Source organism: Streptomyces sp. NPDC013317 (assembly GCF_055563155.1).
Genome location: NZ_JBVHDX010000010.1, coordinates 253011 through 277385, shown reverse-complemented (window position 1 = coordinate 277385; position 24375 = coordinate 253011). Strand labels below are relative to the sequence as shown.

22 protein-coding genes and 1 pseudogene are annotated in these 24375 nt (G+C 72.7%); 13 read left to right on the top strand and 10 right to left on the bottom strand.

Annotated features, from left to right (window positions below; genetic code table 11):
* Positions 1 to 486 carry a cation:proton antiporter regulatory subunit gene (locus ACZ3IJ_RS25820; RefSeq protein WP_467471874.1) on the bottom strand — a complete coding sequence of 162 codons (486 nt, stop codon included), beginning with the start codon at positions 484 to 486 and terminating at the stop codon, positions 1 to 3.
* Positions 487 to 716: 230 nt separating this feature from the next.
* Between ACZ3IJ_RS25820 and ACZ3IJ_RS25815 the strand changes: the two genes are divergently transcribed.
* Positions 717 to 1133: a hypothetical protein gene (locus ACZ3IJ_RS25815; RefSeq protein ID WP_467471872.1), complete on the top strand. Its 417-nt coding sequence runs from the start codon at positions 717 to 719 to the stop codon at positions 1131 to 1133.
* Positions 1134 to 1586: 453 nt separating this feature from the next.
* Positions 1587 to 3074 carry a SulP family inorganic anion transporter gene (locus ACZ3IJ_RS25810; RefSeq protein WP_467471871.1) on the top strand — a complete coding sequence of 496 codons (1488 nt, stop codon included), beginning with the start codon at positions 1587 to 1589 and terminating at the stop codon, positions 3072 to 3074.
* A 111-nt stretch (positions 3075 to 3185) separates the two neighbouring features.
* Here the strand turns inward: ACZ3IJ_RS25810 and ACZ3IJ_RS25805 are convergent, their stop codons facing one another.
* Both ACZ3IJ_RS25805 and ACZ3IJ_RS25800 read right to left on the bottom strand, forming a co-directional pair.
* On the bottom strand, positions 3186 to 4349 hold the full coding sequence (locus tag ACZ3IJ_RS25805; RefSeq protein ID WP_467471869.1) for an agmatine deiminase family protein: 1164 nt from the start codon (positions 4347 to 4349) through the stop codon (positions 3186 to 3188).
* Positions 4350 to 4529: 180 nt separating this feature from the next.
* Complete coding sequence (locus ACZ3IJ_RS25800; protein ID WP_467471868.1) at positions 4530 to 5189, bottom strand: TetR/AcrR family transcriptional regulator; 660 nt, start codon at positions 5187 to 5189, stop codon at positions 4530 to 4532.
* Positions 5190 to 5347: 158 nt separating this feature from the next.
* On the opposite strand from ACZ3IJ_RS25800, the pseudogene ACZ3IJ_RS25795 reads away from it, so the two are divergent.
* The 9 genes and pseudogenes from ACZ3IJ_RS25795 to ACZ3IJ_RS25755 all read left to right on the top strand — a co-directional run.
* Positions 5348 to 5864: pseudogene (locus tag ACZ3IJ_RS25795) on the top strand (serine/threonine-protein kinase); the annotation flags it as partial.
* A 192-nt stretch (positions 5865 to 6056) separates the two neighbouring features.
* Positions 6057 to 6638: a TetR/AcrR family transcriptional regulator gene (locus ACZ3IJ_RS25790; RefSeq protein ID WP_467471918.1), complete on the top strand. Its 582-nt coding sequence runs from the start codon at positions 6057 to 6059 to the stop codon at positions 6636 to 6638.
* Positions 6639 to 6871: 233 nt separating this feature from the next.
* On the top strand, positions 6872 to 7888 hold the full coding sequence (locus tag ACZ3IJ_RS25785; RefSeq protein ID WP_467471866.1) for an agmatine deiminase family protein: 1017 nt from the start codon (positions 6872 to 6874) through the stop codon (positions 7886 to 7888).
* Between the two features lie 61 nt (positions 7889 to 7949).
* Positions 7950 to 9629, top strand: a complete 1680-nt coding sequence (locus ACZ3IJ_RS25780) for an ABC transporter substrate-binding protein (RefSeq protein ID WP_467471865.1) — start codon at positions 7950 to 7952, stop codon at positions 9627 to 9629.
* Positions 9626 to 10594 (top strand): ABC transporter permease, encoded by a 969-nt coding sequence (locus tag ACZ3IJ_RS25775; protein WP_467471863.1) that lies wholly within the window; start codon positions 9626 to 9628, stop codon positions 10592 to 10594. Before ACZ3IJ_RS25780 ends, ACZ3IJ_RS25775 begins: the two co-directional genes overlap by 4 nt.
* Positions 10591 to 11451 (top strand): ABC transporter permease, encoded by an 861-nt coding sequence (locus tag ACZ3IJ_RS25770; RefSeq protein ID WP_467471861.1) that lies wholly within the window; start codon positions 10591 to 10593, stop codon positions 11449 to 11451. Before ACZ3IJ_RS25775 ends, ACZ3IJ_RS25770 begins: the two co-directional genes overlap by 4 nt.
* On the top strand, positions 11448 to 12470 hold the full coding sequence (locus tag ACZ3IJ_RS25765; protein WP_467471859.1) for an ABC transporter ATP-binding protein: 1023 nt from the start codon (positions 11448 to 11450) through the stop codon (positions 12468 to 12470). The genes ACZ3IJ_RS25770 and ACZ3IJ_RS25765 overlap by 4 nt, the downstream gene beginning before the upstream one ends.
* Entirely contained in the window at positions 12463 to 13305 is an 843-nt protein-coding gene (locus ACZ3IJ_RS25760) for an ABC transporter ATP-binding protein (RefSeq protein WP_467471857.1), read from the top strand. Before ACZ3IJ_RS25765 ends, ACZ3IJ_RS25760 begins: the two co-directional genes overlap by 8 nt.
* Entirely contained in the window at positions 13302 to 14414 is a 1113-nt protein-coding gene (locus tag ACZ3IJ_RS25755; protein ID WP_467471855.1) for an agmatine deiminase family protein, read from the top strand. Before ACZ3IJ_RS25760 ends, ACZ3IJ_RS25755 begins: the two co-directional genes overlap by 4 nt.
* A gap of 12 nt (positions 14415 to 14426) precedes the next feature.
* Here the strand turns inward: ACZ3IJ_RS25755 and ACZ3IJ_RS25750 are convergent, their stop codons facing one another.
* The 5 genes from ACZ3IJ_RS25750 to ACZ3IJ_RS25730 all read right to left on the bottom strand — a co-directional run bounded on the left by ACZ3IJ_RS25750 (position 14427) and on the right by ACZ3IJ_RS25730 (position 19380).
* The gene (locus tag ACZ3IJ_RS25750; RefSeq protein ID WP_467471853.1) at positions 14427 to 15074 is read right to left on the bottom strand and encodes a class F sortase; all 648 of its coding nucleotides are present in this window, start codon (positions 15072 to 15074) and stop codon (positions 14427 to 14429) included.
* 64 nt (positions 15075 to 15138) lie between these two features.
* Positions 15139 to 15621, bottom strand: a complete 483-nt coding sequence (locus tag ACZ3IJ_RS25745; protein ID WP_467471852.1) for a hypothetical protein — start codon at positions 15619 to 15621, stop codon at positions 15139 to 15141.
* 123 nt (positions 15622 to 15744) lie between these two features.
* Positions 15745 to 17685, bottom strand: coding sequence for a sensor histidine kinase (locus ACZ3IJ_RS25740; RefSeq protein WP_467471850.1), 1941 nt, complete (start codon positions 17683 to 17685; stop codon positions 15745 to 15747).
* Positions 17672 to 18382 (bottom strand): response regulator transcription factor, encoded by a 711-nt coding sequence (locus ACZ3IJ_RS25735; protein WP_467471849.1) that lies wholly within the window; start codon positions 18380 to 18382, stop codon positions 17672 to 17674. The genes ACZ3IJ_RS25740 and ACZ3IJ_RS25735 overlap by 14 nt, the downstream gene beginning before the upstream one ends.
* A 56-nt stretch (positions 18383 to 18438) precedes the next feature.
* Positions 18439 to 19380, bottom strand: a complete 942-nt coding sequence (locus tag ACZ3IJ_RS25730; RefSeq protein WP_467471847.1) for a carboxylesterase family protein — start codon at positions 19378 to 19380, stop codon at positions 18439 to 18441.
* Positions 19381 to 19654: 274 nt separating this feature from the next.
* Between ACZ3IJ_RS25730 and ACZ3IJ_RS25725 the strand changes: the two genes are divergently transcribed.
* Complete coding sequence (locus tag ACZ3IJ_RS25725) at positions 19655 to 20920, top strand: NAD(P)/FAD-dependent oxidoreductase (RefSeq protein WP_467471845.1); 1266 nt, start codon at positions 19655 to 19657, stop codon at positions 20918 to 20920.
* 62 nt (positions 20921 to 20982) lie between these two features.
* Here ACZ3IJ_RS25725 and ACZ3IJ_RS25720 read toward each other — a convergent pair whose 3' ends face one another.
* Together ACZ3IJ_RS25720 and ACZ3IJ_RS25715 are read right to left on the bottom strand one after the other, a co-directional pair.
* Positions 20983 to 21864, bottom strand: coding sequence for a GNAT family N-acetyltransferase (locus ACZ3IJ_RS25720; RefSeq protein ID WP_467471843.1), 882 nt, complete (start codon positions 21862 to 21864; stop codon positions 20983 to 20985).
* 268 nt (positions 21865 to 22132) lie between these two features.
* Positions 22133 to 23104, bottom strand: a complete 972-nt coding sequence (locus tag ACZ3IJ_RS25715; RefSeq protein ID WP_467471842.1) for a helix-turn-helix domain-containing protein — start codon at positions 23102 to 23104, stop codon at positions 22133 to 22135.
* A 131-nt stretch (positions 23105 to 23235) separates the two neighbouring features.
* Between ACZ3IJ_RS25715 and ACZ3IJ_RS25710 the strand changes: the two genes are divergently transcribed.
* Positions 23236 to 24264 carry a saccharopine dehydrogenase family protein gene (locus ACZ3IJ_RS25710; protein WP_467471840.1) on the top strand — a complete coding sequence of 343 codons (1029 nt, stop codon included), beginning with the start codon at positions 23236 to 23238 and terminating at the stop codon, positions 24262 to 24264.
* Positions 24265 to 24375 lie beyond the last annotated feature (111 nt).

Below are 24375 nucleotides of genomic sequence, written 5' to 3'. Positions count from 1 at the left end.
TCACTCCTGGCCGAGGATCGCGGCGGCCGCCTCGACACCCTCGCGGGTGCCGATCACGATGAGCGTGTCCCCGCCCGCGAGACGGAAGTCCGGCGCGGGGGAGGGGATCGCACCCGCCCGGCGCAGGACGGCGACGATGGACGCCCCGGTCTCGGTGCGCATCCGGGTCTCGCCCAGGACGCGCCCGTTCCACTGGGAGTGCGCCGACAGTTCTATTCGCTCGGCGACCAGCCCCAGATCCGTGGTGGAGAGCAGATTGGGACTGTGGTGGGACGGCATCAGCGCGTCGATCAGCGCCTCGGCCTCCCCGGCGGTCAGCCTGGCCGAGAGCGCGCACTCGTCCGGGTCGTCCCTGCGGTAGGCGTTCAGCGTCCGGCTGCCGTCACGGTGGGCGATGACCGAAAGTCGACGGTGTTCGCGGGTGGTGAGGTCGTAGCGGACCCCGATTCCGGGGAGCGGGGTGTTGCTCATACGGGGAACGGGCATGGAAAATCTCCCTTTTGTTCGCGGTCGCCGGAAATGGGAGCGAACACGATCCGCCTCCGGAAGTCACCTTATCGACACGGGTTCCGCCCGGTCCGGTCGCGAAGGGGGCGCCGTGGGTGCTCAGTTGCGCGAGCGGGGCCCGGGACGAACCGGCATGCCGCGTACCCCCCGACGTGGTGCATCATTCTTCAGGGCCCCGACGGAGGGGCGGTGCGTGAAGGAGGCGCTGCATGATCGAATGGATGCGGATCCGCTCCCGTACGCGCCCTGTGCCGGACCCGGCCGCGACCTCCTCGATCTGGGCCGTGTCGGCGGTACTGGCCTTCGGCCTGGTCATCGCCCTCAACTTCCTCGACGGACACGGGGACCCGATTCTCGACCTCGTGGCGCTGTCCGTCGCCGTGGCCGCCGTCAGCACGGGAGCGCGGCTCGCCGCCGCCCCGGGCACCGCCCTGCTCTGCTGGCTCATCCTCAACGTCTTCGCCACCGCTCCCGTCGGGCAGCTCACCTGGGAGGCCGCCTACGACCTCGGGCGCATGGCCTGCCTCCTCGTCGCGGCGAGCACCGGGACCGTCATCGCCCGGCTCGTCCACGCCCGCGCGGCGCATCGCCGGCTGACCCCGTGGACACGCCCGCCCGGCCCCTGACGGCGGGTCCCTGTCTCGGGTCCCTCCGCCCCTGACGGCGGGTCCCTGTCTCGGGTCCCTCCGCCCCTGACGGCGGGTCCCTGTCTCGGGTCCCGTCCACGTGGTCGTCCGGGGCAGCCGTGCGCCGCACGGTAGAATCGCCGGTCGTGACGGCGTACCGAGCCGTCCCCGCCGAGTCCGACTTCCCGCTGGAGAGAGCGTGCGCGAGCCACTGACGCCGACCGCCGCCCTCTGCCCGCCGTGACGCTCCGCCCCGGGATCTGAGCCGTCCGGCCTCGCCGCCACGCCGGCTCCGTACCCCTCTCACCGACTTCCGGTCCGCCACCGCGCGGCCCGATCGCGGGGGTGCCGCCCCGGTCTTTCCGCGTCCCCCCACACGTCACGCACGTTCCGCCCCCGTCGCGTGGGCGTGCCCGAGCACGACAGGTGTCTGTTCCGTTGTCCTCATCCGCTGTGTCCCCGGCCAGGTGGTCGCGCGCCCTGCGTCCGACATGGCTGACCGACCCGAAGGTCTGGCGTACGGAGGTGCTGGCCGGTCTGGTCGTCGGCCTCGCGCTCATCCCCGAGGCGATCGCCTTCTCGATCATCGCCGGCGTCGACCCGGCCATCGGCCTCTTCGCCTCCTTCACGATGGCCGTGACCATCGCGATCTTCGGCGGCCGCAGGGCGATGATCTCCGCGGCGACCGGCGCCGTCGCGCTCGTCATCGCCCCGCTCAACCGCGAGCACGGCCTCGGCTACCTGATCGCCGCCGTCATCCTCGCCGGGGTGTTCCAAGTGGTCCTCGGCCTGCTCGGCGTGGCGAAGCTGATGCGGTTCATCCCGCGTTCGGTGATGGTCGGCTTCGTCAACTCGCTCTCCATCCTGGTCTTCATGGCCCAGGTGCCCGAGATGCGTGACGTCCCCTGGGCCGTCTACCCGCTCGTCGCCGCCGGTCTGCTCATGATGGTGTTCTTCCCGAGGATCACGAAGGTGGTCCCGGCCCCGCTCGTCTCCATCGCCGTCCTGACGGCCGTCACGATCGCCGCCGGGATCGCCGTGCCGACCGTCGGCGACAAGGGAGCCCTGCCGTCCTCGCTGCCGGTCCCGGGCCTTCCCGACGTGCCGTTCACGACGGACACCCTCGTCCTCGTCGCTCCGTACGCCTTCGCCATGGCACTCGTCGGCCTGATGGAGTCGCTGATGACGGCCAAGCTCGTCGACGACATCACCGACACCCACTCCAGCAAGAAGCGCGAGTCGATCGGCCAGGGCATCGCCAACATCGTCACCGGTTTCTTCGGCGGCATGGGCGGCTGCGCCATGATCGGCCAGACGATGATCAACGTGAAGGTCTCGGGTGCCCGTACCCGGCTCTCCACGTTCCTCGCCGGTGTGTTCCTGATGGTGCTGTGCATCGTCTTCGGGCCGGTCGTCTCCGACATCCCGATGGCGGCGCTGGTCGCCGTCATGATCATGGTCTGCTTCGCGACCTTCGACTGGCACTCCGTGGCGCCGAAGACCCTCAGGCGGATGCCGCTCGGGGAGATCGCCGTCATGGTGATCACCGTGGTGTGCGTCGTCGTCACCCACAACCTCGCCGTCGGAGTGGTCGCCGGCTCGGTCACCGCGATGGTGATCTTCGCCAGGCGGGTGGCCCACCACGCCGACGTCACCGCCGTGAAGGACCCCGACGGCACGACGGTGGTCTACCGGGTGGCGGGAGAGCTGTTCTTCGCCTCCGCCAACGAGCTCGTCGGGCGGTTCGACTACGCCGGCGACCCGGACAGGATCGTCGTCGACCTCTCCGCGGCCCACGTCTGGGACGCCTCGTCCGTCGCCGTGCTCGACACGATCGAGGCGAAGTACGCACAGCGGGGCAAGACCGTGGAGATCACGGGCCTGAACGCCCCGAGCGCGGACCTCCACAACCGACTGACCGGCGAACTCGCGGGCCACTGACACGAGGGGCCGGGTCCGGGTCCCGGGGCGTTCAGGCGCCGGGGAGCGCGGAAGGCGGCGCTCCCCGGCGCCCCGGTCGGGCGGTGACAAGCCGGTCGGGCGGCGCCCCGGTCAGGCGGCGGGCTTTCCGGGCTGGTCGTGGGTGGCGCAGTGGATGCCGCCACCGCCGGAGGCGATGGTGTCGATCTGCACCATGACGACGTCCCGGTCGGGGAACTGCTCCTGGAGAATGGCCTTGGCACGCGCGTCGGCCTTCCGGTCGCCGAACCTGGGCATGAAGACCGAGTCGTTCGCGACGTAGAAGTTGGCGTAGGTGGAGACGAAGTCGTCGCCCTCGCCGGTGATCCTGTCGAGGTCGGGCTGCGGCAGGTCGACGATCTCGAAGCGCCGGCCCCGGGCGTCGGTCGCCTTGTCGAGCACGGAGCGGGCCTGGTCGGCCGAGCGGGACCAGGAGTCCGGGGGAGTGCCGGGGAACGCCTGGTCGAGAAGAACGACGCCTGGTGCGGTGAACCGCACCAGGCTGTCCACGTGCGCGTCGGTGATGTCCTCGCCCCGCACACCCGCCAGCCAGACGACCTTCTCCACCCCGAGGGTCTCGATCAGCTCGTCCTCGATCTGGTCCCGGCTCTTCCCGCGATTGCGGTTGTCGTTGACGATCGAGCTCTCGGTGAGGAGCAGCGTGCCCTCGCCGTCGGTCTCGAACGAGCCGCCCTCGGCCACGAGCGGTGCCTGCTCGCGCGGGATGCCGTACCGGGCGAGCAGCTCGCGTCCCACCTGGGCGTCGTTGGTGTGCTCCTGCTTGTTCCCCCAGCCGTTGAAGTTGAAGTCGACGCCGACGAGCTCGCCCCCGTCCTCCACGAACACGGGAACGGTGTCGCGCGCCCACAGGTCGTCGACGGCGAGCGGGATGACCTCGACCTGCGAACCGCAGGCACGCTGGGCCGCCGCCACCTGCTCCGGGCGGGCCATCATCACGACCGCCTCGTACTCCCCGACCGCCCGGGCGATGCGGGCGATGTCCTCCCGTACGTAGGGCAGGTCGTCCTCCCAGACCGAGGCGAGGGCGGGCCAGGACATGAACGTACGGGTGTGGCTGTCCCACTCGGCGCCGAACCGGCGCTCGCCCGCGGGGGCGGGGTTGCTGCGGGAGGCGCTGGTCGCTCCGCTCCGAGGCTGCTCACCAGGGCCGCAGGCGGCGGCGCCGAGGGCGAGCGCGCCCCCGGTCCCGGCGAAGGCGCGCAGGGCGGTGCGGCGGGAGGGGAGAAGGTGGGACACGCTGTGCTCCGATCGTGGGCTGGCGAGACTATCCGGCGGCGGACGGCGGATCGCGGTGACGCGCGCGGCGGCGGGGATCGCGGGCCTGGCTGCACACCTGCGGCGTCCGAGGGAGACGGCTGCGCGGGGCGTGCGTGGGGGTGGCCGTTGACTCCACTCTGGCATTGACTGAATTTTCAGTCAAACTCCACGCCGCATCGGCACCCGCGAAGGGATCGAACGACCGCGTCTGCCGACCGGGCAGACGGCCCTCGGCCGCGCCACTCGCAGGCCCTCGACCTCCACCGCGACCGCCACCCGCATCAGCTCCCGGGCGTGAGCGACCGGCAGCGCCCCGGTCAGCCACCGGGTGCTCAGGCCCTCCAGCAGGACGGTCAGCCGTTCTGCCGCGGCGACGAGGGCGGTACCGGGAGCGGTCGGCGTGACCTGCCCGAGCAGTTCCGCGATCTCGCGCAGCCACTCGGCGCTCGCCTCGCGCAGTCCCTCCCGCAGGTCCGGATCGAAGACTGCGCCGGCCCGCAGCTCCGCCCAGGCGGTGCTGTTCTCGCGCACCTCGGGGGTCTCCTGGAGCTCCTGTGCCAGCCTGCGTTCGAGCTCCCGCAGCGAGCCGCCGGGTTCACCGGACCAGGGCGGTCGGTGCCGGGTGTACCGCTGCGCCCGGTCGCCGATGAACCGCAGGGTGTGGTGCAGCAGGCCCGCGCGATCGCCGAAGTGGTAGTAGACGAGCGCCTTGGAGACGTGCGCCTCGGCGGCCAGCTCCTCCATCCGCAGCCCGCGCACCCCGCGGCGGGCGATGACCCGGGCGGCGGCTTCGAGGATCACCCTCTTCCGGTCCTTCACCCTCTGCTCCTTCTCGCGGGCCTCATTCGATGAGGTCCACCTCTTGTTGACTGAAACTTTAGTCAACGAGCACGATCGTGCGCGGGGGTGTACGCGCATCTGCTCCCGTTTACTGCCGCCGTTCTCTGCCGCTGTCCCTACCGCCGAAACAACCGCCCATGTCCTCCACCCAGCCGGCCCGGGTGCAGCCGGTCCACCACCTGCCCCTGTCGTCCGACGACCCCCACGAGATCGGCCTCTACCGGATCCACGTCCGGCTCGGCTCCGGAGGCATGGGTGTCGTCTACCTCGCCCACACTTGGGGTGGCCGGCCCATCGCCCTCAAGGCCGTCCGCGCGGACTTCGCCGCCGACCCCGACTTCCGCCGGCGGTTCGCGCAGGAGGTCGAGAGCGCCCGCCGCATCCACGGCCTGTTCACCGCCCAGGTCGTGGACGCCGGCGTCGAGGCCGCCGTGCCCTGGCTCGCCAACCGCGTACGTCGCCGGGCCCTCGCTCCAGCAGGTGGTCGAACGGCACGGTCCGCCCCCGGCGCGCACCGTGCTGCTCCTCGTCGCGGGAATCGCGGAGGCTCTCCAGGCCATCCACGGCGCGGGCGTGGTCCACCGCGACCTCAAGCCCGCCGACGTCCTCGTCGCCGGTGACGGCCCCCGCGTCATCGACTTCGGGATCGCGCGCGGCCGACGCCACCGGACTCGAGAGCGGCTCGTCCTGGCGCGGCTGGTGGAGGCGGACTCCGGCGGCGGGCCGGTGACGGTCGTGCTGAGCCAGTACCGGAGGGACAGGTGGGCGGAGCCGGCACGCGGGCGTCGTTCAGCCGGGGTGACGGCCGTGGACGGGGCGCCCCGTGCGCCGGATAGGGTTCGTGACATGGCGTCTCGCAGTACTCAGATCCTGGAAGCGGCCGCCCGGGTCATCGCCCGGCGCGGGGTCCGCGGGCTCCGTGTGGAGGAGCTGGCCGAAGAGGCCGGTGTCTCCACCGGCCTGATCTACTACCACTTCAAGGACCGCACCGGAATCCTGCGCCACACGCTGGAGTTCATCAACGACCGCGCCGAGCGGTACACCACGGCCCAGGACCCGGACGCGGAGCCGCTGACGCCCCGCGAGGAGCTCGACGAGGTCCTGCTCCTGGAGCTGCAGGACACCCCCGAGGTGCGGGAGAACAGCACGGCGTGGGGCGAGCTGCGGGCGAGTGCCGTGTTCGACCCCGTCCTCCGCGAGGACCTGGCCCGCGCGACGCTGATGTGGGTGCAGGAGGTTGCCGCGCTTCTGGGCCAGGTCCAGCCCCTGACGCCGGCGGCGACGCTCGCCGCGGCAGCCGAGCGGCTCACGGCCCTGCTCGAAGGCCTGAGCATGCGCTGGCTGAGCGGCGGACTCGCGCTCGACCACGCACGCACCCTCATGGCGGAGGCCGTGGAGGTCGAACTGACCCGGCTGGGGCGACGCTAAAGCCCCGCGTCGCGCCGATGTGAACGGTCGGCGAACCCTCTCTGTGCCATCGGTGGTGTACGCCCGTCCGCTCTCTTGACTGAATTTTCAGTCAGTGCCACAGTGTGCGCATCGCCGGGGACGCTTGGGTGAGGAGAGCCTCCGGAGCCTCTTTCCGGCGCCTACCTTCTCAGCTGCATTGACTGAAATTTCAGGTAGGGCGATCCAGCCGACTACTCCTCGAAAGAGCCCCGATGACCGCTTTTCGTATGCCCGCCGAGTGGTCCGAGCACGAGGGCTGCCTGATGGCCTGGCCCACTCGTGAGGACCTGTGGCACGACGTCCTGGACGCCGTGAAGGAGGAGTACGCCGATGTCGCCCGCACGATCGCGCGCTTCGAACCCGTCACGATGGTCGCCCCTCCAGGCTTCGCCACCGACGCCCGCGCCCACTGCGGCGACACCGTCACCGTTGTCGAACTGCCCCTCGACGACTCCTGGTTCCGGGACTCGGCCCCGATCTTCGTCCTGGACGGCGACGGCCGCCGCGCCGGTGTCGACTTCCGCTTCAACGCCTGGGGCCGAAAGCACCATCCGTACGACTCCGACGACCGGATCAGCGCCCTGCTGCTGGACCACCTCGGGGTCGACCGGATCGCCTCCGGCATGATCCTGGAGGGCGGCGCGATCACGGTCGACGGCGAAGGCACCCTCATCACCACCGAGCAGTGCCTCCTCCATCCCAACCGCAACCCGGAGATGACCCGGGAGGAGATCGAGGCGGAGCTGAAGGCGCGGCTCGGCGTCGAGAAGATCATCTGGCTTCCGTACGGCGGACTCCTCGACACCGAGACCGACGGTCACGTCGACGGTGTCTGCGCGTTCGCCGCCCCCGGCAAGGTCGTGGTCTCGACGCCCGACGACCCCGGGCACCCCGATCACGCCCGGATGCGCGCCAACCGCGCCGTCCTCGAGGTCTCCACAGACGCCCGGGGCCGCGCCCTGGAGATCGTCGACGTACCCCAGACCGCGTTCGCCGAAGTCGCGGGCGGCCGGGTCGAGGTGTCGTACCTGAACTACTACGTCGCCAACGGCGGAGTCGTCGTCCCGGTGGCCGGGGTGCCGCAGGACATGGCCGCCCTGGAGGTGATCGGCGCCGCGTACCCCGACCGCAATGTCGTCGGCGTACGGGCCCCGGTCATCGCGTACGGCGGAGGAGGCGTCCACTGCATCACCCAGCAGATCCCGGCAGCCGTCCGCCCCGGCGCGTAACCCCGGCACACGACCCCACGTCCTCCCTCCTCCCCTCGCCGTACCGAAAGAGAGCGCGACGATGAGCACCGCACCACCTCCGCCCCGCCTCCCGAGACCTCGACCGTCGAAGACCGCGCTCGCGGCACTGGCCTCGGCCGCCGCCCTCACCGCCCTCACCGCGTGCGCCGGCCCGCCCGCCGGCGGTGCGGACGGAACAGGTGCCTCGTTCGCGCTCTCCGCCGGCACCCCCAAGCCCAGGGGCGACATCGACGCGTTCACCTGGGCCGTCTACGCGGAGCCGCCCACGCTCGACTACACGATGGCGTTCGACTACCCGCAGAACACCATCCTCTCCAACGTCTGCGAGAGCCTGATGCGTTGGACGCCCGGGCTCACGCTCGAACCCGGGCTCGCGGAGAAGGCGTCCAACCCCGACCCGACCACCTGGGTGTACGACCTGCGGCGCGGCGTGCGGTTCCACGACGGCGGGACCATGACGGCGGACGACGTCGTCTTCAGCCTCGGCCGGCAGACGGACCCGAAGAACGCCGCCGCCTGGGCGCAGAACTTCCAGAACGTCGCCTCCGTGCGCAAGACCGGTCCGCTCCAGGTGACCGTCACCCTGAAGAAGCCCGACTCGCAGTTCCCGCAGTACATGGCGACCGCCGCCGGTGTCGTCGCCTCGCGGTCCGGGGTAACCGCGGCCGGCGCCGACTACGGCACGTCCGGAGGCCTCGCCTGCACGGGTCCGTTCACGCTCGGCGCCTGGCAGAAGGGCCAGTCGCTCGAACTGAACCGCTTCGACGGCTACTGGGGCACGCGTGCCAAAGCCGGCAAGGTGGTCTTCCGCTTCCTCACCGACGCCTCGGCCCGTACGAACGCCCTGCTCAGCGGTGAGGCCGACGGCGGCTATCTCATCCCCACCGAGAGCTACGGCCGCCTCAGGGACAGCGGGGTCGGCACCCTTCACTTCGGCGAGGGCCTGAGCACCGTCAACCTCGGCATCACCGACATGAAGGGCGCGCTCGGCGACGTACGCGTACGCCGGGCCCTCTCCCTCGCCCTCGACCGCTCCGGGTTCGTGAAGGCCGGTCTCGGCGGCGCGGGAACCGCCACCACCTCGCTCACCAGCCGCGCCGCGTGGGCGCAGGCCTCGCCGGAGGTGCGCGCGGCGGCCTTCGACGGACTGCCGCCCACGGACCGGGACGTCGAGCGGGCGCGAGCGCTCGTCAAGGAGGCCGGAGCCGAGGGCAGGTCGCTGACCGTCGCCACCAGCTCCATCGGCCAGGACGTCTCCCTCCTCGCCACCGCCGTCCAGGCCGCGGGCAGTGAGATCGGGCTGAAGGTCACCCTCAAGTCCGTCGCGCCCAACGCCTTCACGGCCCTCTTCACGGACCCCGGGGCGCGCGAGGGCATCGACCTGTTCCCGCTCACCTACTACGACTCGATCACCGACCCGCTCGACCTGCTGACGAACTTCAGGACCGGCGCCTACCTCAACTTCGCCGGATACAGCGACAAGCGGTACGACACCCTGGTCGAGCAGGCCACCGGCACCTACGACAAGGACAGCCGGCTGCGCGTCGAGACCGAGCTGCAGAAGCACGCCGCCGAGCAGCTGCCCTGGATACCCGTCGCCGAGTGGCCCACCGCCCTCTTCCTCAACAAGCGGATCACCGGCGCCCCCACCACCATCGCGTACATGTACCACCCGTGGGCCGCCGACATCGGCGCCACGGACCCGGGGGCCGCACCGTGACCCCCGCCGACTTCGCCAGATTCGCCGCGCGCCGGGTCGCCGGGATGGCGGCCACCCTCCTCGTCGCCTCGTTCGTCGTCTTCGGCGCCCTCTACCTGGCGCCCGGCAGCCCGGCCGGCTTCCTGCTCTCCGGCCGCTCCGCCTCGCCCGAGGCGCTCGCCGCCGTCAACGCCCGCTACCACCTCGACGACCCCTTCGCCCTGCGCTACCTGCGCTGGCTCGGCGACATGGTCCAGGGCGACTTCGGCCGCTCCCTCACCTACCGTACGGACGTCTCCCGGCTCCTCGCCGACCGGCTGCCCACCTCGCTGCTGCTGATCACCATGGCGCTGGTCGTCGTCGTCATCGTGGGCCTCGTGCTCGGCCGGATCGCCGCGGTGCGCGGCGGCACCACCGACTCGGCCGTCCTCGTCACCACCGCCTTCGCGATCGGGACCCCGTCCTTCGTCGCCGCCGTCCTGCTCCAGGGCCTCTTCGCCGTCAACCTCGGCTGGTTCCCGAGCAGCGGTTCCGGCGACGGCCTCCTCGACATGGTGTGGCACCTGACCCTGCCGGCCGTCGCCCTCGCGCTCTACCTGATCGGGATGCTCGCCCGGGTCACCCGCGCCGCCATGCTCGAAGCCCTCGACGGCGAACACGTCACCGTCGCCCGCAGCCGGGGCGTCCCCGAACGCCTGGTCATCCGCCGCCATGTGCTGCGCAACGCGCTCGGGACCGTCCTCACCACCGGCGGCCTCATCGTCTCCACGCTCCTGGTCTGCACGATCCTCGTGGAGACGGCCTTCAGTATCGGCGGCATCGGACAGCTCCTCGAACTGGCCACCACGACGAAGGACTTCCCGACCGTCCAGGCCGTCTCCCTGATCATCGTCGGCCTGTTCATGGCCGTGAACCTGATCGTCGACCTCCTGCTGCCGCTGGTCGACCCACGCATCGCCCTCGGAACGAGAGGGGCCGCCGTATGACCGCCGTCCTCACCCGGCGTCCCGGCCTCGCGAAACTCCGTGCCCCGTCCGGCCGTTCACCGCTCCACCTCGCATGCCTGACCGTCGTCGGACTCGTCGTCGCCGCCGCGCTGCTCGCGCCCTGGCTGGCGCCCCACGACCCCAACGCCGTCGACCTGGGCGCGGCGCTCGCCGGACCCTCGGCCGGCCATCCGCTCGGCGCCGACACCGCCGGCCGCGACACGCTGTCCCGGCTCCTCCTCGGAGCCCGTACCTCCCTGCTCGGCCCGCTCGGCGTGGTCGCCGTCTCCACCCTCGTCGGGGTCGCCGTCGGCACCGTGGCGGCCTGGCGCGGAGGCCGGCTCGACTCCCTCCTGTCCCGCTCCACCGAACTCGTCTTCGCCTTCCCCGGGATGCTGCTGGCGATCCTGGTGGTGTCGGTGTACGGCGAGGGCCTGCTCGCCCCGGTCGTGGCGCTGGGAGTCGCGTACCTGCCGTACGTCTGCCGGCTCACGCGCTCCCTCGTCCTCGCCGAACGTGCCCGCCCGTACGTCAGCGCCTACCGCGTCCAGGGCCACTCCGGGCTCCAGATCTGTCTGCGTCACGTCCTGCCCAACATCGCCCCGGTCGTCCTCGCCCAGTCGACCGTCAACTTCGGCTACGCCCTCATGGACCTGGCAGGGCTGTCCTTCCTCGGTCTCGGCGTGCCACCGCTCACGCCCGACTGGGGCCGCATGGTCTTCGACGGCCAGACCGCCATCCAGCACGGCTACCCGCTCTCCGCGATCCTGCCGTGCGTCCTCGTGGTCCTGACCGTCGTCGCGTTCAACGTGGTCGGCGAGCGCTGGGCCGACCGCGTGGCCAGGAGAGACCGATGACCACACCGCCGCACCCCGAGCAGTCCACCGCACCGACTCCCACGCTCGACGTCCGGGATCTGCGCCTCACGCTCCCCGGCACCGCCCGCCCCGTCCTCGACGGCGTGCGCCTCACCGTCGGACCCGGCGAGACCGTCGCACTCGTCGGCGAGTCCGGTTCCGGGAAGTCCCTCACGTCACGCAGCGCACTCGGCCTGCTGCCGCCCGGCGCGACCACCGAGGGCACCGTCCTCGTCGAGGGCCGGGACGTCCTCGCCATGAACGCCGACCGACTGCGCGCCCTGCGCACGGGCACCGTGGCGATGATCTTCCAGGACCCGCGGGCCACGCTCAACCCGCTGCGCCGCATCGGCGACTTCCTCACCGAGGGCGTCCGCGCCGCCGGAACCCTGGACCAGGCCGCCGCCACCGCCCGCGCCACCGAACTCCTGCACGCCGTCGGCCTCGACGACACCGTACTGCGCGCCTACCCGGGCCAGGTGTCCGGCGGCATGCTGCAGCGCGTCGTGATCGCCGCGGCGCTCATGGGCGAGCCCGTGCTCCTCCTCGCCGACGAACCCACCACCGCGCTCGACGTCACCACCCAGGCCGAGGTGATCGCCCTGCTGGCCCGGCTCCGCCGGTCCTTCCGCACCGGTCTGCTCTTCGTCACCCACGATCTCGACCTCGCGGCGGCGATCAGCGACCGCGTGTACGTCATGTACGCCGGCCGGATCGCCGAGACCGCCCCCGCGGCCGCCCTCTTCGAACGCCCCCGCCACCCGTACACCGCGGCGCTGCTCGCCTCCACGCCCCGTCTCACCACCCCGGGCGGCAGGCTCTCCGCCATCCCCGGGCAGCCGCCCGACCTGCGGACCGCGACGACCGGCTGCGCGTTCGCCGCCCGCTGTCCCCTCGCCACCGAGGTCTGCGAGCGGACGGTCCCCGAGCCGCTGCCCGCTCCCGGCCTGCCCGGACACCTCGCCGCCTGCCACCACAGCGAACGCCTCGCACCGGAAGGAGCGGTCATCGATGGCTGAACCCCTGCTCCAGGCCGCCGGCCTGAGCCGCGCCTTCGGCGCCGTACGGGCCGTGGACGGTGTGTCGTTCACCCTGCCCGAGGGACGCTCGCTCGGCATCGTGGGCGGCTCCGGCTCGGGCAAGACCACCACCGCCCGCATCGTCGTCGGTCTGGAGCGGGCCGACGCCGGAGAGGTACGGATACGGGGCCGGGCCCGCCCCGCCCGGGCCCGCGGCCGGGAACAGCGCCTGGCCAGAGCCCGCGAGGTGCAGATGGTCTTCCAGGACCCCTATCTGTCCCTCGACCCCAGGACCAGCGTCGAACGGGTCCTCCGCGAGACACTGCGCCTGCACTTCCCCGACCGGAACCCCGAGCCCCGCATCCGCGAACTCCTCGACCAGGTCGGCCTCTCCACCCGCGCCGCCGACGCCCTGCCGCGGCAGCTCTCCGGCGGTCAGCGCCAGCGTGTCGCCATCGCCCGCGCGCTCGCCGTGGAACCGGCCGTCCTCGTCCTCGACGAGGCGGTCGCCGCGCTCGACGTGTCCGTCCAGGCCCAGATCCTCAACCTGCTCGCGGACATCCGCGCACAGACCCCCGTCGGCTACCTCTTCATCACCCACGACCTCGGCGTGGTCCGGTGCGTCACCGACGAGGTCCTCGTCATGCGCCACGGCAGCGTCGTCGAGGCCGGCGCCACGTCCGACGTGCTCGCCGCGCCGCACCACCCGTACACCCGGCTGCTCCTGGACTCCGTCCCGCACCCCGGCTGGAACCCGCACCGGATCGCGGCGGCCCGCCAGGAGCTCGCGTCCCTCCCGTCCCCGCAGGCACCCCCACCCAGGAGGCAGAAATGACCAGAGGCCTGAACCGGCGAGGATTCCTCGTCGCCGCCGGAGCGACAGCGGCCGGCGCCGCCCTCGCCACCACGACCCAGGGCACGGCACGCGCCTCGGCGGGCACCTTCCGGGTCCCCGCCGAGGACGTCCGCCACACCCGCACCTGGATGTGCTGGCCGGACAGCACCTCCGTCTGGGGCGGCACCCTGAGCGGCGTCCAGGCGGACATCGCCCTGATCGCCCGCACGATCGCGAAGTACGAACCGGTCGTCATGTGCGCCAACTCCGGCAGCGCCGCCAGGGCGCGCTCGATGTGCGGCTCCACGGTGACCGTCATCGGCTCGATCCCCGTCGACGACTGCTGGACCCGCGACAGCGGCCCCGTCTTCCGTACGGACGGGGCCGGCGCCCTGGACGCCGTCGGGCTCAACTTCAACGGCTGGGGCAACAAGCAGACCCATGCCAGGGACGCCCTCGTCGCCGAACGGATCGCCGCCTACGCGGGCGTCCCGTTCACCTCCGCCGACCTCGTCGGGGAGGGCGGCGCGATCGAACAGGACGGCGCCGGAACGCTGATGGCCACCCGCAGCAGCCTGGTGAACCGCAACCGCAACCCCGGGATGTCGGAGCGCGCCCTCGCGACCGCGATGTGCGAGGCCTACGGAGCCTCCAAGGTCATCTGGTTCGACGGCGTACGAGGCCAGGACATCACCGACGACCACGTCGACGCCACGTCCCGCTTCCTCGCGCCGGGCGAGGCCCTCGTCCAGATGCCCCTCGCCTCCGACACCGACGCCTACGCCCGTGACGCGCGGCAGCAGTTCAGCATCCTGTCCGCCTCGACGACGTCCACCGGCGACCCGATGGAAGTGCTGCGCCTCCAAGGTCCGGACTACGACAAGATCCGCTCCAGGAACCGGGACTTCCTCGCCTCGTACGCCAACTACTACCTCTGCAACGGCGCCGTCATCAGCGCCCACTTCGGCGACACCCGCGCGGACCAGGCGGCCCGGGCGACCCTGGCACGCCTCTACCCGGACCGTGTGATCGAGCAGCTGAACATCGACCGGCTCGGGGCGGGAGGCGGGGGCATCCACTGCGTCACCCAGCAGCAGCCGGTCGCGTAGCCCCGCGTCGGGTCAGGGTGCGACGGCGTAGACGATCAGGTTGTCCACGGGGTGGCCGGCCGCGTCGAACGCGCCGTCGCACGTGATCAGCCGCAGCGCTCGCTCGCGGGTGGTGCCGTAGACCTTCCTCGTGGGAAAGGCGTCCTTGTCGACGGTCTCGGTCCCCGTGACGGTGAAGCGGACGGTGCCGCCCCGGCTGTCGCGTACGTCGACGGTCGCGCCTTCGCGTATCCGCTTGAGGTCGTGGAAGACGGCCCGGCCGAAGCGGGTGTCGTTGTGGCCGATGATCACCGCGGCGCCTGCCTCTCCCGGTCGGACGTTCCCGGTGTACCAACCGGCCGTCATCCCCTTGTCCGGCGGGGGTACTTGGACCATGCCGTCCTGATTGAGGCCGAGCCCCATCAGCTCGCTGTCGATGCCGAGCGACGGGACGGACACGCGGACCGGGACGGCCTTCGTCGCGGTCGACGGGGGTGGGTCCGCCGGCTCCCGGGGCCCGGCCTCACGGTCGGGGGCCTGTGAGGCCGTCGCCGCCGGGGAAGCGCTCCGGGCGCCGTCGGTCGCGCAGGCTCCGACGGTCGTGCTCAGGACGGCGCAGAGCAGCAGCGGCCGGACGTACGTCCGCCAGGCCCGTGCTCGTCGGCCGGTGGTGCGGATCATGGGGGCTCCCGTGGCGCCGAGCCGTGGTGCCGCCGTCGCCGACGGCACCACGAGGCGTCGGTCGTCAGTCGTTGCGGTGGGCGGTGTCCCGGCGGCGCAGTACGAGAGTGGCACCGGCGCCCGCGAGGAGCACCGCACCGACGGCCGCACCGGCGACGGCGGTGGCCGGGTTCCCGGCCTCCTGGCCGACGGGGCGCTCACCTGCGGCGACACCACCGCGCGGCGCCGCCACCTCGCCGGGGGCGCGCTCCGCGACGGGGCGGGTCCGTCCGTCCGCGCGCTCACCTGCGGCCACACCACCGCGCGGCGCCGCCACCTCGCCCGAGGTGCGGTCCGGTACGGGGCGCGGAGTGGCGGAGCCGGAGTCGCGGGGGGTCTCCGAGGCGCTCGCCGACGGGACGGCGCCCGGCTCCGACGGCGCCGCGGACGGCCTGTCGTCGGCGAACGCCGACGTCGAGGGCAGGAGCACCCCGCCGATCACGGCGGTGGTGAGAGCTGCGGCGCGCAGACTGCGACGGCGCCGGGACGGGCTGCGGTGGGACGGCATGGCTGTGGCTCCCTATCGGTACGGAAACGGCCGGCGCCCTCGCCTCGATCCGCTCGGGCGCCCGGTGATCGCCATGCTCACCGGAACATGTCAGAAAGCTGTCAGACGCCTGTGGCTTTGCCGTCAGACCTTCGCGGCGCGGCCCGCTTCCTCCCGCACCCCCGGCGGAAGACGCAGCGTGAACGTCGAGCCGACGCCCTCCGTCGACGCGGCGGTCGCCGAACCGCCGTGGGCCTCGGTGAGTTTGCGGACGATCGCCAGGCCCAGACCGCTTCCGCCGGTGCGCCGGCTGCGGGACCGCTCCGCACGCCAGAACCGGTCGAACACGTACGGCAGATCGTCGGCCGCGATCCCACCGCCCGTGTCGGCGACCTCCACGACGACCTCCGCCACGGCCCCGTCGCGCGCACCACGGACCGCTCCGTACGCGCGCAGATCGACGCGACCGCCGCGCGGGGTGTGGCGGACCGCGTTCGAGACCAGGTTGCCGACGACCTGCCGCAGCCGTACGGGGTCCGCGGTCAGCGCGGGCGTCGGCCCGGGCACCTCGACGGCCAGGCTGACACCCGCGCGCTCGGCCTCGGCCTGGTGCGCGGCGGCGACCTGGCCGAGGAGCTCCGCCACGTCGACCGGCTCCCGGTGCAGCCGTAGCGCACCGGCGTCCGCCTGCGCGAGGTCCTGCAGGTCGTCGATGATGTGCTGAAGCTGGACGGCCTCCTCCAGGAGCGAGGCGATCAGGGCCGGATCGGTGTCGGCCACCCCGTCCTGCGCGGCTTCCAGCCAGCCCCGGATGTTGCTCAGCGGCGTACGCAGCTCATGGGCGACGTCGCTCACCATCGCCTTGCGCTGGGCTTCGAGCCGGGCCCGATGTTCCGTCAGTTCGTTGAAAGCGGCGGCGAGTTGTCCGATCTCGTGGTCGGCGGGGACCGTGATGGGGGTGGCCTCGCCGCCCTCCTTCAACCGCTGGGCCGCGCCGGTCAGCGCGCGCAGCGGGCGGGCGAGCCGACGGCCCATGACGACCGAGACGCCGATGGTGAGCGCGAGGACGAGCGCCGCGGCGCCCGCGATGCGGGCCGTGCTCGCGGCGGAGAGGTCGAAGCCGGGAACGCTGCCCCTGTCGGGATCGCCGATGAAGAGCAGCGCGGGCCGGGCCACGTGCGAACTCAGCTGCTCCCGTCGTGCCGTGTTCACGCACGAGCCGATCGCCTCGTCGGCCGACCGGTCGACCGCGCTCGGCGCGGGAACCGGCATCGGCACCTCCGAGGGGGCGGCCGGCCGGCGTGGTCGGTCCTGCCAGGTCAGATCCGCGTTCAGGATGACGGCCGGACGGTCCTGGCGGCTCAGGCAGGCGTTGGCGAGCTTGGTCAGGGCCTCGAGGGCCTTGGCCTCGGTCGCCGTGGGGGTGTCGAAGCCGGTGGTGGGGCACTCGTCCGGTGCCAGGAGGCCGCTGGTGGCGGCGGAACGGGTGACGCGGGGGCGCCCTGACGGGCCGTCCGTCACGACGGCGTTCTCACCGGCCCGGTGCAGACAGGCCACGAGGCGATCCGCCCTGGCGCGCAGCTCACGGCGTTCCGAGGACGGCAGCCGGAAGGGGCCGACGGCCCGCGCGTCGATCCGGTCGGTCGACGACGTGGCATCGCCCTGGCCCGCCTTCACGGCGCCGGAGAGGGCGCTGTCCACGGAGAGCGGATCGACGACGGCCGACGGCCGGGCGGGCAGCTGCGCTCCCGCGCCCCCGGCCGAGTCGGCGAGGGGCCCGCGGTCGTGGGTGGTGAGGGCGATACGGCGCCCGAACCGCGCCGCCAGTTCCTCCACCTCCCGGTCCACCCCGTCCCAACGGGGGTGGGTCGCCGCGTACCCGAGCAGCGCGTCGTAGATCCGGGCGTCGTCGGCCAGGGCCTGGCCCTGCTCCTGCTTCAGCGCCCCCGAGGTGGTCTGGGAGGCCAGCCACGCCGTCGCCGCGACCGAACACGCCGCGACCAGGGCGAAGACCCCGAGGAAGCGCCCGAGCAGGCTCTTGCGCAGCGGCAGCCGTGCACGCGCCCCGCGGTCACGACGACGCACGCGGTGCGCCCTTCGCGGGGTCGGTCAGCTTGTAGCCGACGCCGAAGACGGTGAGCAGACGGGCCGGCGTGCGAGGCTCGGTCTCCAGCTTCCTGCGCAGGTTCATGATGTGCATGTCCACGGTGCGTTCGCTGACGTACCGGTCGAAGCCGTGCAGCTCCTCCAGGAGCCGCGGCCGTGTGAAGACCCGGTCGGGCTCGGCGGCCATGGCGGCGATGATCCGGAACTCACCGGGCGTGCACTCCACGGGCGAACCGCCGACGGTCACCTCGTGCCGGTCGGGGTCGACCCGCAGCGCGCCCACGGACAGCACCCGCCCGTCGTCGGCGACGGGCGCCCCGGCCCGGCCGGTGCGGCGCAGCAGGGTCCGTACCCGCGCCATCAGCTCGCGCGGGCTGTACGGCTTGGTCATGTAGTCGTCCGCGCCGAGGTCGAGCCCGAGCAGCAGGTCGTCCTCGGTGGAGCGGGCCGTGAGCATCAGCACGGGCAGCTCCCTGGCCTCGCCGCGCAGCACCCGTACGACGTCGAGGCCGTCGGTGCGCGGCATCATCACGTCGAGGACCAGCAGGTCGGGCTCCCGCTCCCGGACCAGGTCCAACGCCGCCCGCCCGTCGGCCACGACGGTGACCGAGTGCCCTTCGCGTTCGAGATAGCGCCTGACCAGCTCGGCCTGCTTCTCGTCGTCCTCTGCAACCATCACGTCAGCGCACACGCGGCCGATCGTAGGCGATCCGTTCGAGGCCCGGCCGACGCCTAGCGGCCGGTCAGGGACAGTACGGGAAAGGTGTGGTCCTGCCAGATCAGGCGGGAGGACTCCTCCGGGTAGGCGGTGACGGCGGGGCTCGTGTCGAAGAGCCGGACGAGTCGCCGCTCGGTGTCGTACGCGGGCCACCCGGGGTCGCCGTGGGCGGCGAACGCGGTCCACGCGGCGCGCATGCGGGCGGACAGGGCTTCGGCCTCAGGCGAGGGCGCCTCACCGATCAGCAGGGCGGGTCGACCGCGGTCCAGGTTGCCGAAGACGAGAGGTACGTCGAGTCCGTGGCAGGCGCCGAGGGCGCCGCCCATGCCCGGGGCGGACCAGGTCAGCTCGTAGACGTGGGCGCGGCCGCCGGCGGCCGTGTGCGCCTGGGCGAGGTGGAGCGACGGCATGCGGAACAGCCAGTCGGAATGGACCCGTTCGTACAGCGCCTCGGCGTCCGCCGCCGGAAAGGCGTCGCGATACCTGCGAGGGCCGTCCGGGCCCGGGGCGAGGACGCGGAGGGCGGCGGCGGCCCGCTCCTCGCCCACCTCGCCGAGCAGCCCGTCGATCGCCGTGAACAGACGCTGCTCGTCGCGAGTGTGGCCGACGAGGAGTTCGATGTCGCGGGCGGCGCCGCCGGAGAGGGCCTGCCACGGCGTGACGGGGAGGATGTCGCCGTCGACGACGGGCGAGAAGGGGATCGTCCGGTACGCGGGCTGCCCCCAGCGCTCCGTCCGGCGGCCCATCGTGGCGCCGAGCGCGTCACTCGCGGCGGGCAGCCGGTGCGGCGGAACAGCGGACAGGTCGGTCGCCGTGGGCCGCAGCCCCAGTTCTGCGGCGCAGGCGGCTGCGATGTCCGCGGCGAGCTCCGTCGAGAAGAAGGTGCCCTGCGCACTCTGCGCGACGGCCCGGCGGAAGAGTCCCGCCGGAGACCGCTGCCAGCACCTTGTCTTCACCTCACCCGGCCTCGACCGTGACGGGCTGGAGCGACTTCTCGACTCCTGCCTGCTGACGGACGCGGTACGAGTCGGGCCGCGAGGCCTGGAGAGGACTGTCCGCGGCCTGCGACTCCCTTCTGGGCGCATCCTGAGAGCCGATCGGCGCCGTGTGCGGCCGCGGCCTGAAGACGCCTCGGCCGAGGGGCGGTTCCCTACACTTGGTCATGCGCCTGACAGCGGAGGCGCTGCACCACTCCCACGAACGGACATACCCGAAGGGGGCGATCGGCGCATGACCAGGCCTGAGAGCGCGGCACACGACTACGACGTCGTCATCAGCGGAGCCAGCCTCGCCGGCAGCGCGGCGGCGACCCTGCTGGCGCGGCGCGGCGCCCGCGTCGCGCTGCTGGAACGCCGCTCGGACCCCGAGGCGTACAAGGTGCTGTGCACCCACTCCGTCACCGCCTGTGCCTACCCGGTACTGGACGAACTCGGCCTGGTCCCCGCCCTGGAGAAGGCGGGAGCCGTCCGCAACGAGGCCCGCTGGTACACCCGCTGGGGCTGGATCCGGCCGAGGGCCGCGCCCGCGGGACCCGAGCTGCCGTACGCGTACAACATCCGGCGCAGCGTCCTCGATCCGCTGATCAGGTCGAACGCCGCCGAGACCCCTGGCGTCGACCTGCTCCTCGGCCACCGCGTGACCGGGGTCGTCATGGAGGCCGGGCGGACCGTGGGGGTGCGCGCGACGACGACGGAGGGCGAGCGCGAGATCAGGGCCCGCCTCGTCGTCGGCGCCGACGGCAAGGACTCGGCCGTGGCGAAGTTCGCCGGTGTGCCCGAGCGGGAGCACGAGAACGCGCGCTTCGGCTACCTCGCGCACTTCCGTGACCTTCCGCTGCACGACGGGATCGGTCAGACGTGGTTCCTCGAACCCGACATGGCGTACGCGTTCCCGAACGACGACGGGGTGACGGTCCTCGCCGTGCTCCCGGACAAGAAGCGGCTGCCGGCCTTCCGGGAGGACCTGGAGGGCAGCTTCCTCGACTTCGTACGCGCCCTGCCCGAGGCACCGCCCATCGACTCCGCCGAGCGTGTCTCGAAATTCATCGGCCTGGTCGACTACCCCCTCCACAGCCGGAAGCCGACCGCACCGGGCCTCGCGCTCATCGGCGACGCCGCCCTGACCGGCGATCCGCTCTGGGGAGTGGGATGCGGCTGGGCCCTGCAGTCCGCGCAGTGGCTGGCCGAGGCGGCCGCCCCGGCCGTCGCCGGCCGGGCGGAACTCGACAAGGCGCTCGCCGTGTACGCCCGCCGGCACGGACGCCGGCTCCGCGGTCACCAGTACCTCGGCGCCGACTTCGCCAAGGCCCGGCCGTTCAACCCCGTGGAGCGGCTGATGTTCGCGGCGGCGGCGCGCGACGAGTCGGTGGCGCGCCACATGCACCTGTTCGCCAACCGCCTGATCGGCCCTCTGCGGTTCCTGAATCCCTTGGCGGTGGCCAAGGCCTCGGCCGTGAACATCAGGCACCGCAGGGCGGTCGGAGCGTCCGCACGCTGAGCTGCCCGGGCCGGAGCGGTGCGGCGCCCCCCTTCGGCCCGGAGCCGACCCGACGACGACCGCTACAGATCGAGCTGGAACTCGTACGCCACGTGCGTCGGCAGGTAGCCGAGCCCGTCGTTGACGTGCCGCATGTACGGGTTGTTGTCGGCGGTGTCGGTGAGCAGGCCGCCGAGTCCGGGGTGGCGCTCGCGGGCCCCGAGGATCGCGGCGGCCTTCATCCAGCGGGCCAGGCCGTGGCCCCGGTGGCCGGGCAGGACGGCCGTGCCGTAGTGCTGGGCGTCGCCGGTTCCGCTGCCGGGCACCACGAGTTCGGTGAAACCGACGACGGAGCCGTCCGACCGGTCGACGGCGGCGACGGTGTGCAGGATCTCCCCGCGCGCCGCGACGGCCGCCGCAGCGGCCCGCATCCGTTCGGCGTCCCAGACCACCGTGCCGTAGTCGACGGCGCCCATCGGCATGTCGTCCATCGCCCGGCGCGACGCCACGTAGGTGTCGGCGAGCTCGTCCGGCACCATCCCCTCCCAGGCCGTCAACCGGTAGCCCTCGTACGGGGCTTCGGCGATCGAGGTCAGGGCGGGGAGGTCCGCGTCGGCCAGGGCGAGCCGGGCGTAGGTCAGGGTCAGGGCGACCCGGAACCCGCGGGCAGCCAGGAAGGCCTGGCCGGAAGTGCCCTCCTCGGCCTGGGCGACGACGCTCCGCCGGCCGTCCGCACGGGCTGCCGCCACGGCCGCCGCGAGCAGTTGGGAGCCGGCCTGCCTGCGCCGCTCGGCGGGATGGATCTGAAGGTCCAGTTCGGCGAGGTGGCGCTGGCCCTCCCTGGTGAACAGGCGGAGGAAGGCGGACCCGACGGGGCGGCCGTCGGCCTCCGAGGCCAGCCAGGCCAGACGGCGGCTGGAGGAGGACTCTTCGGGGTCGGTCAGGGCGGTGATCCGGACGGACAAGCTGTCTCCGTGGCTGGGTTCGGTACGGCGTGGCTGTCCGCGAAGAGTACTGACGGCACGTCACCGTGCCGATGGCGGGGCTCACTCCGGGCTAGGGCGTGTTGCGAGAGTAGCGCCGTCCGCCCGAAGGGCGGGCCCCGCGGCGTCTGGTGCGTGCGATCGCAAGGCGGAGGGTCGTCCTCGTACCGGGTGTACTCGGACGATCCCGACAACGCAGCGAGCGTGCGTGCCAGGCGTCGCGGGGCAGGCGGGACTTTCGCAACACGCCCTAGGGGGTTCGGATCTCCTGTCGGGCGTCGCGGGTCCGGGTGCGGAACGTGCGGCGGTAGGTGTCCGGCGGGACGCCGACCGTCCGGGCGAAGTGTCGGCGCAGGGTGGTGGCGGTGCCCATGCCGGTCGCCGTCGCGACCGTGTCGACGGTGCCGTCGGTGGTCTCCAGCAACTCCTGCGCATGCCGGATGCGTTGCGTGAGCAGCCGCTGCAGTGGAGTGGTGCCGGTGACCGCTCTGAAGTGGCGCCCCAGGTGGCGCGAGCTCATCCCGGCCTGACGGGCCAGGTCCTCCACGGTGAGCGCCTGGTCGAGACGCTGCAGCACCCAGGGGAGCAGGTCGGCCAGCGGGTGGTTGCCGGGGGCGGGCACGGGAGTGGTCACGAACTGGGCCTGGCCCCCGTCGCGGTGCGGAGGGACGACCAGGCGCCGGGCGATCGTGTTGGCGACGGCCGAGCCGTGGTCGAGGCGTACCAGGTGCAGACACAGGTCCATGGCGGCGGCCTTGCCCGCGGAGGTGAGCACGCTGCCGTCGTCCACGTAGAGGACGTCGGGATCCACCGTGACCCGGGGGTGGCGTCTGATCAGCTCCTCGGTGTGCGCCCAGTGCGTGGTCGCGACCCGGTCGTCCAGGAGGCCGGCGGCGGCGAGGACGAAGGCACCCGTGCACAGCGAGGCCACACGGGCGCCCGCCTCGTGGGCCGCTCGCACGGCGTCGACCAGCTCGGCCGGCGGCTCCTGGTCGACGTCGGCCCAGCCGGGGACGATCACGGTGTCGGCTCGCCGGAGGTGGTCGAGCCCGTGGTCGGGATCCAGCCGGAACCGGCCGACCCGGACGGCGCTCGGGCCGCAGAGCGCGACGTCGTACCAGGGGTCGACGATGTGGGTCAGATCGGATCCGAAGACCTCGATCGCCAGGGACAGTTCGAAGTGGAGCATGCCGTCGGTGAGGGCCAGGGCAACGGTGGTCACGTCCGGAAGTGTACGGGTCATGTCGTTCCGGACACTCGTGTGAAGGCCTGGCCCGCGCCAGGATTCTCATGACGGAGCGCGGCGGATCACACGGATCCGCGGCACGGCACTCGGCGCGGAGGAGCGGGTTCATGGGATCGGGGCAGCTGGTGGCGGTGTTCGGCGCGTACGGGCACACAGGTCGTTTCGTGGTGGCGGAGCTGGTGGAGCGGGGCTTCGTCCCCGTGCTGTCCGGCCGCGACACGGGCAGGCTCGAGACGCTGGCGGACGAGTCCGGTCTGGACGCCCGCCCCGCGACGGTGGACGACCCGGCATCGCTCGACCGTGCGCTGGCCGGTACGGCCGCCGTCGTCAACTGCGCCGGGCCCTTCGCCTCGACGACCGCCCCCGTGATCGAGGCGGCCCTCCGGGCCGGGATCCCGTACCTGGACGTGGCCGCCGAGCTGGAGGCCAACATCGACACCTTCGCCCACTACGCCGACCGGGCGCGCGACGCCGGCGCGGTGGTCGTTCCCGCGATGGCCTTCTTCGGCGGCCTCGGAGACCTGCTCGCCACCGCCGCCATGAGCGACTGGACCGAGGCCGACGAGGTGCACATCGCCTACGGCCTGAGCAGCTGGCACCCCACCGCGGGGACGCGGCGCTCGGGCGCGGTCTCCCGGGAGCGGCGCGGTGAGCGACGCATGCGCTACACCGGCGGACAGTGGGAGTACCGCACCGACGCCCCGCCCACCCTCACCTGGCCCTTCCCGCGGCCGATGGGCCCCCGGCCCGTGATCGGGGAGTTCACCATGGCCGACGTCGTGACCGTGCCCAGCCACCTCTCCGTCCCGGAGGTCACGACCTACATGACGGTCGACGCCGTCCAGGACATCGCGGCCCCCGGCACACCGGCGCCGGCCGCCGCCGACGAGAGCGGGCGGTCGGACCAGACCTTCGTCGTCGACGCGGTCGTACGGCTCGGCGGCGCCGAGCGCCGCGCGGTGGCCCACGGACAGGACATCTACGCCGTCACGGCGCCCCTCGTCGTCGAAGCCCTCGAACGCGTGCTCACCGGCCGCACCCGCACCGTCGGCGTCGCCGCCGCGGGCGAGATCTTCGACGCCGCCGACTTCCTGCGCGCCCTCGCCCCGCACGTCACGCTCGAACTGCTCCCGTAGCGCGACTCCGGCCGACGTGAACCCGGCGCCCGACCGGCGCCACCCGCCGTGGACGAGAACGCGGGCACCAACCCGTCGCGCACGCGGGGGGCGTACGGGGCGTGTACGCGA

Excerpts from the sequence above, each read along its gene's own strand:
- ACZ3IJ_RS25770 (WP_467471861.1), top strand. The coding sequence starts at position 10,591 with ATGACCGCCGTCCTCACCCGGCGTCCCGGCCTCGCGAAACTCCGTGCC.
- ACZ3IJ_RS25750 (WP_467471853.1), bottom strand. The coding sequence starts at position 15,074 with ATGATCCGCACCACCGGCCGACGAGCACGGGCCTGGCGGACGTACGTC.
- ACZ3IJ_RS25815 (WP_467471872.1), top strand. The coding sequence starts at position 717 with ATGATCGAATGGATGCGGATCCGCTCCCGTACGCGCCCTGTGCCGGAC.
- ACZ3IJ_RS25820 (WP_467471874.1), bottom strand. The coding sequence starts at position 486 with ATGCCCGTTCCCCGTATGAGCAACACCCCGCTCCCCGGAATCGGGGTC.
- ACZ3IJ_RS25735 (WP_467471849.1), bottom strand. The coding sequence starts at position 18,382 with ATGGTTGCAGAGGACGACGAGAAGCAGGCCGAGCTGGTCAGGCGCTAT.
- ACZ3IJ_RS25785 (WP_467471866.1), top strand. The coding sequence starts at position 6,872 with ATGACCGCTTTTCGTATGCCCGCCGAGTGGTCCGAGCACGAGGGCTGC.
- ACZ3IJ_RS25755 (WP_467471855.1), top strand. The coding sequence starts at position 13,302 with ATGACCAGAGGCCTGAACCGGCGAGGATTCCTCGTCGCCGCCGGAGCG.
- ACZ3IJ_RS25710 (WP_467471840.1), top strand. The coding sequence starts at position 23,236 with ATGGGATCGGGGCAGCTGGTGGCGGTGTTCGGCGCGTACGGGCACACA.
- ACZ3IJ_RS25760 (WP_467471857.1), top strand. The coding sequence starts at position 12,463 with ATGGCTGAACCCCTGCTCCAGGCCGCCGGCCTGAGCCGCGCCTTCGGC.
- ACZ3IJ_RS25780 (WP_467471865.1), top strand. The coding sequence starts at position 7,950 with ATGAGCACCGCACCACCTCCGCCCCGCCTCCCGAGACCTCGACCGTCG.
- ACZ3IJ_RS25790 (WP_467471918.1), top strand. The coding sequence starts at position 6,057 with ATGGCGTCTCGCAGTACTCAGATCCTGGAAGCGGCCGCCCGGGTCATC.
- ACZ3IJ_RS25765 (WP_467471859.1), top strand. The coding sequence starts at position 11,448 with ATGACCACACCGCCGCACCCCGAGCAGTCCACCGCACCGACTCCCACG.
- ACZ3IJ_RS25725 (WP_467471845.1), top strand. The coding sequence starts at position 19,655 with ATGACCAGGCCTGAGAGCGCGGCACACGACTACGACGTCGTCATCAGC.
- ACZ3IJ_RS25745 (WP_467471852.1), bottom strand. The coding sequence starts at position 15,621 with ATGCCGTCCCACCGCAGCCCGTCCCGGCGCCGTCGCAGTCTGCGCGCC.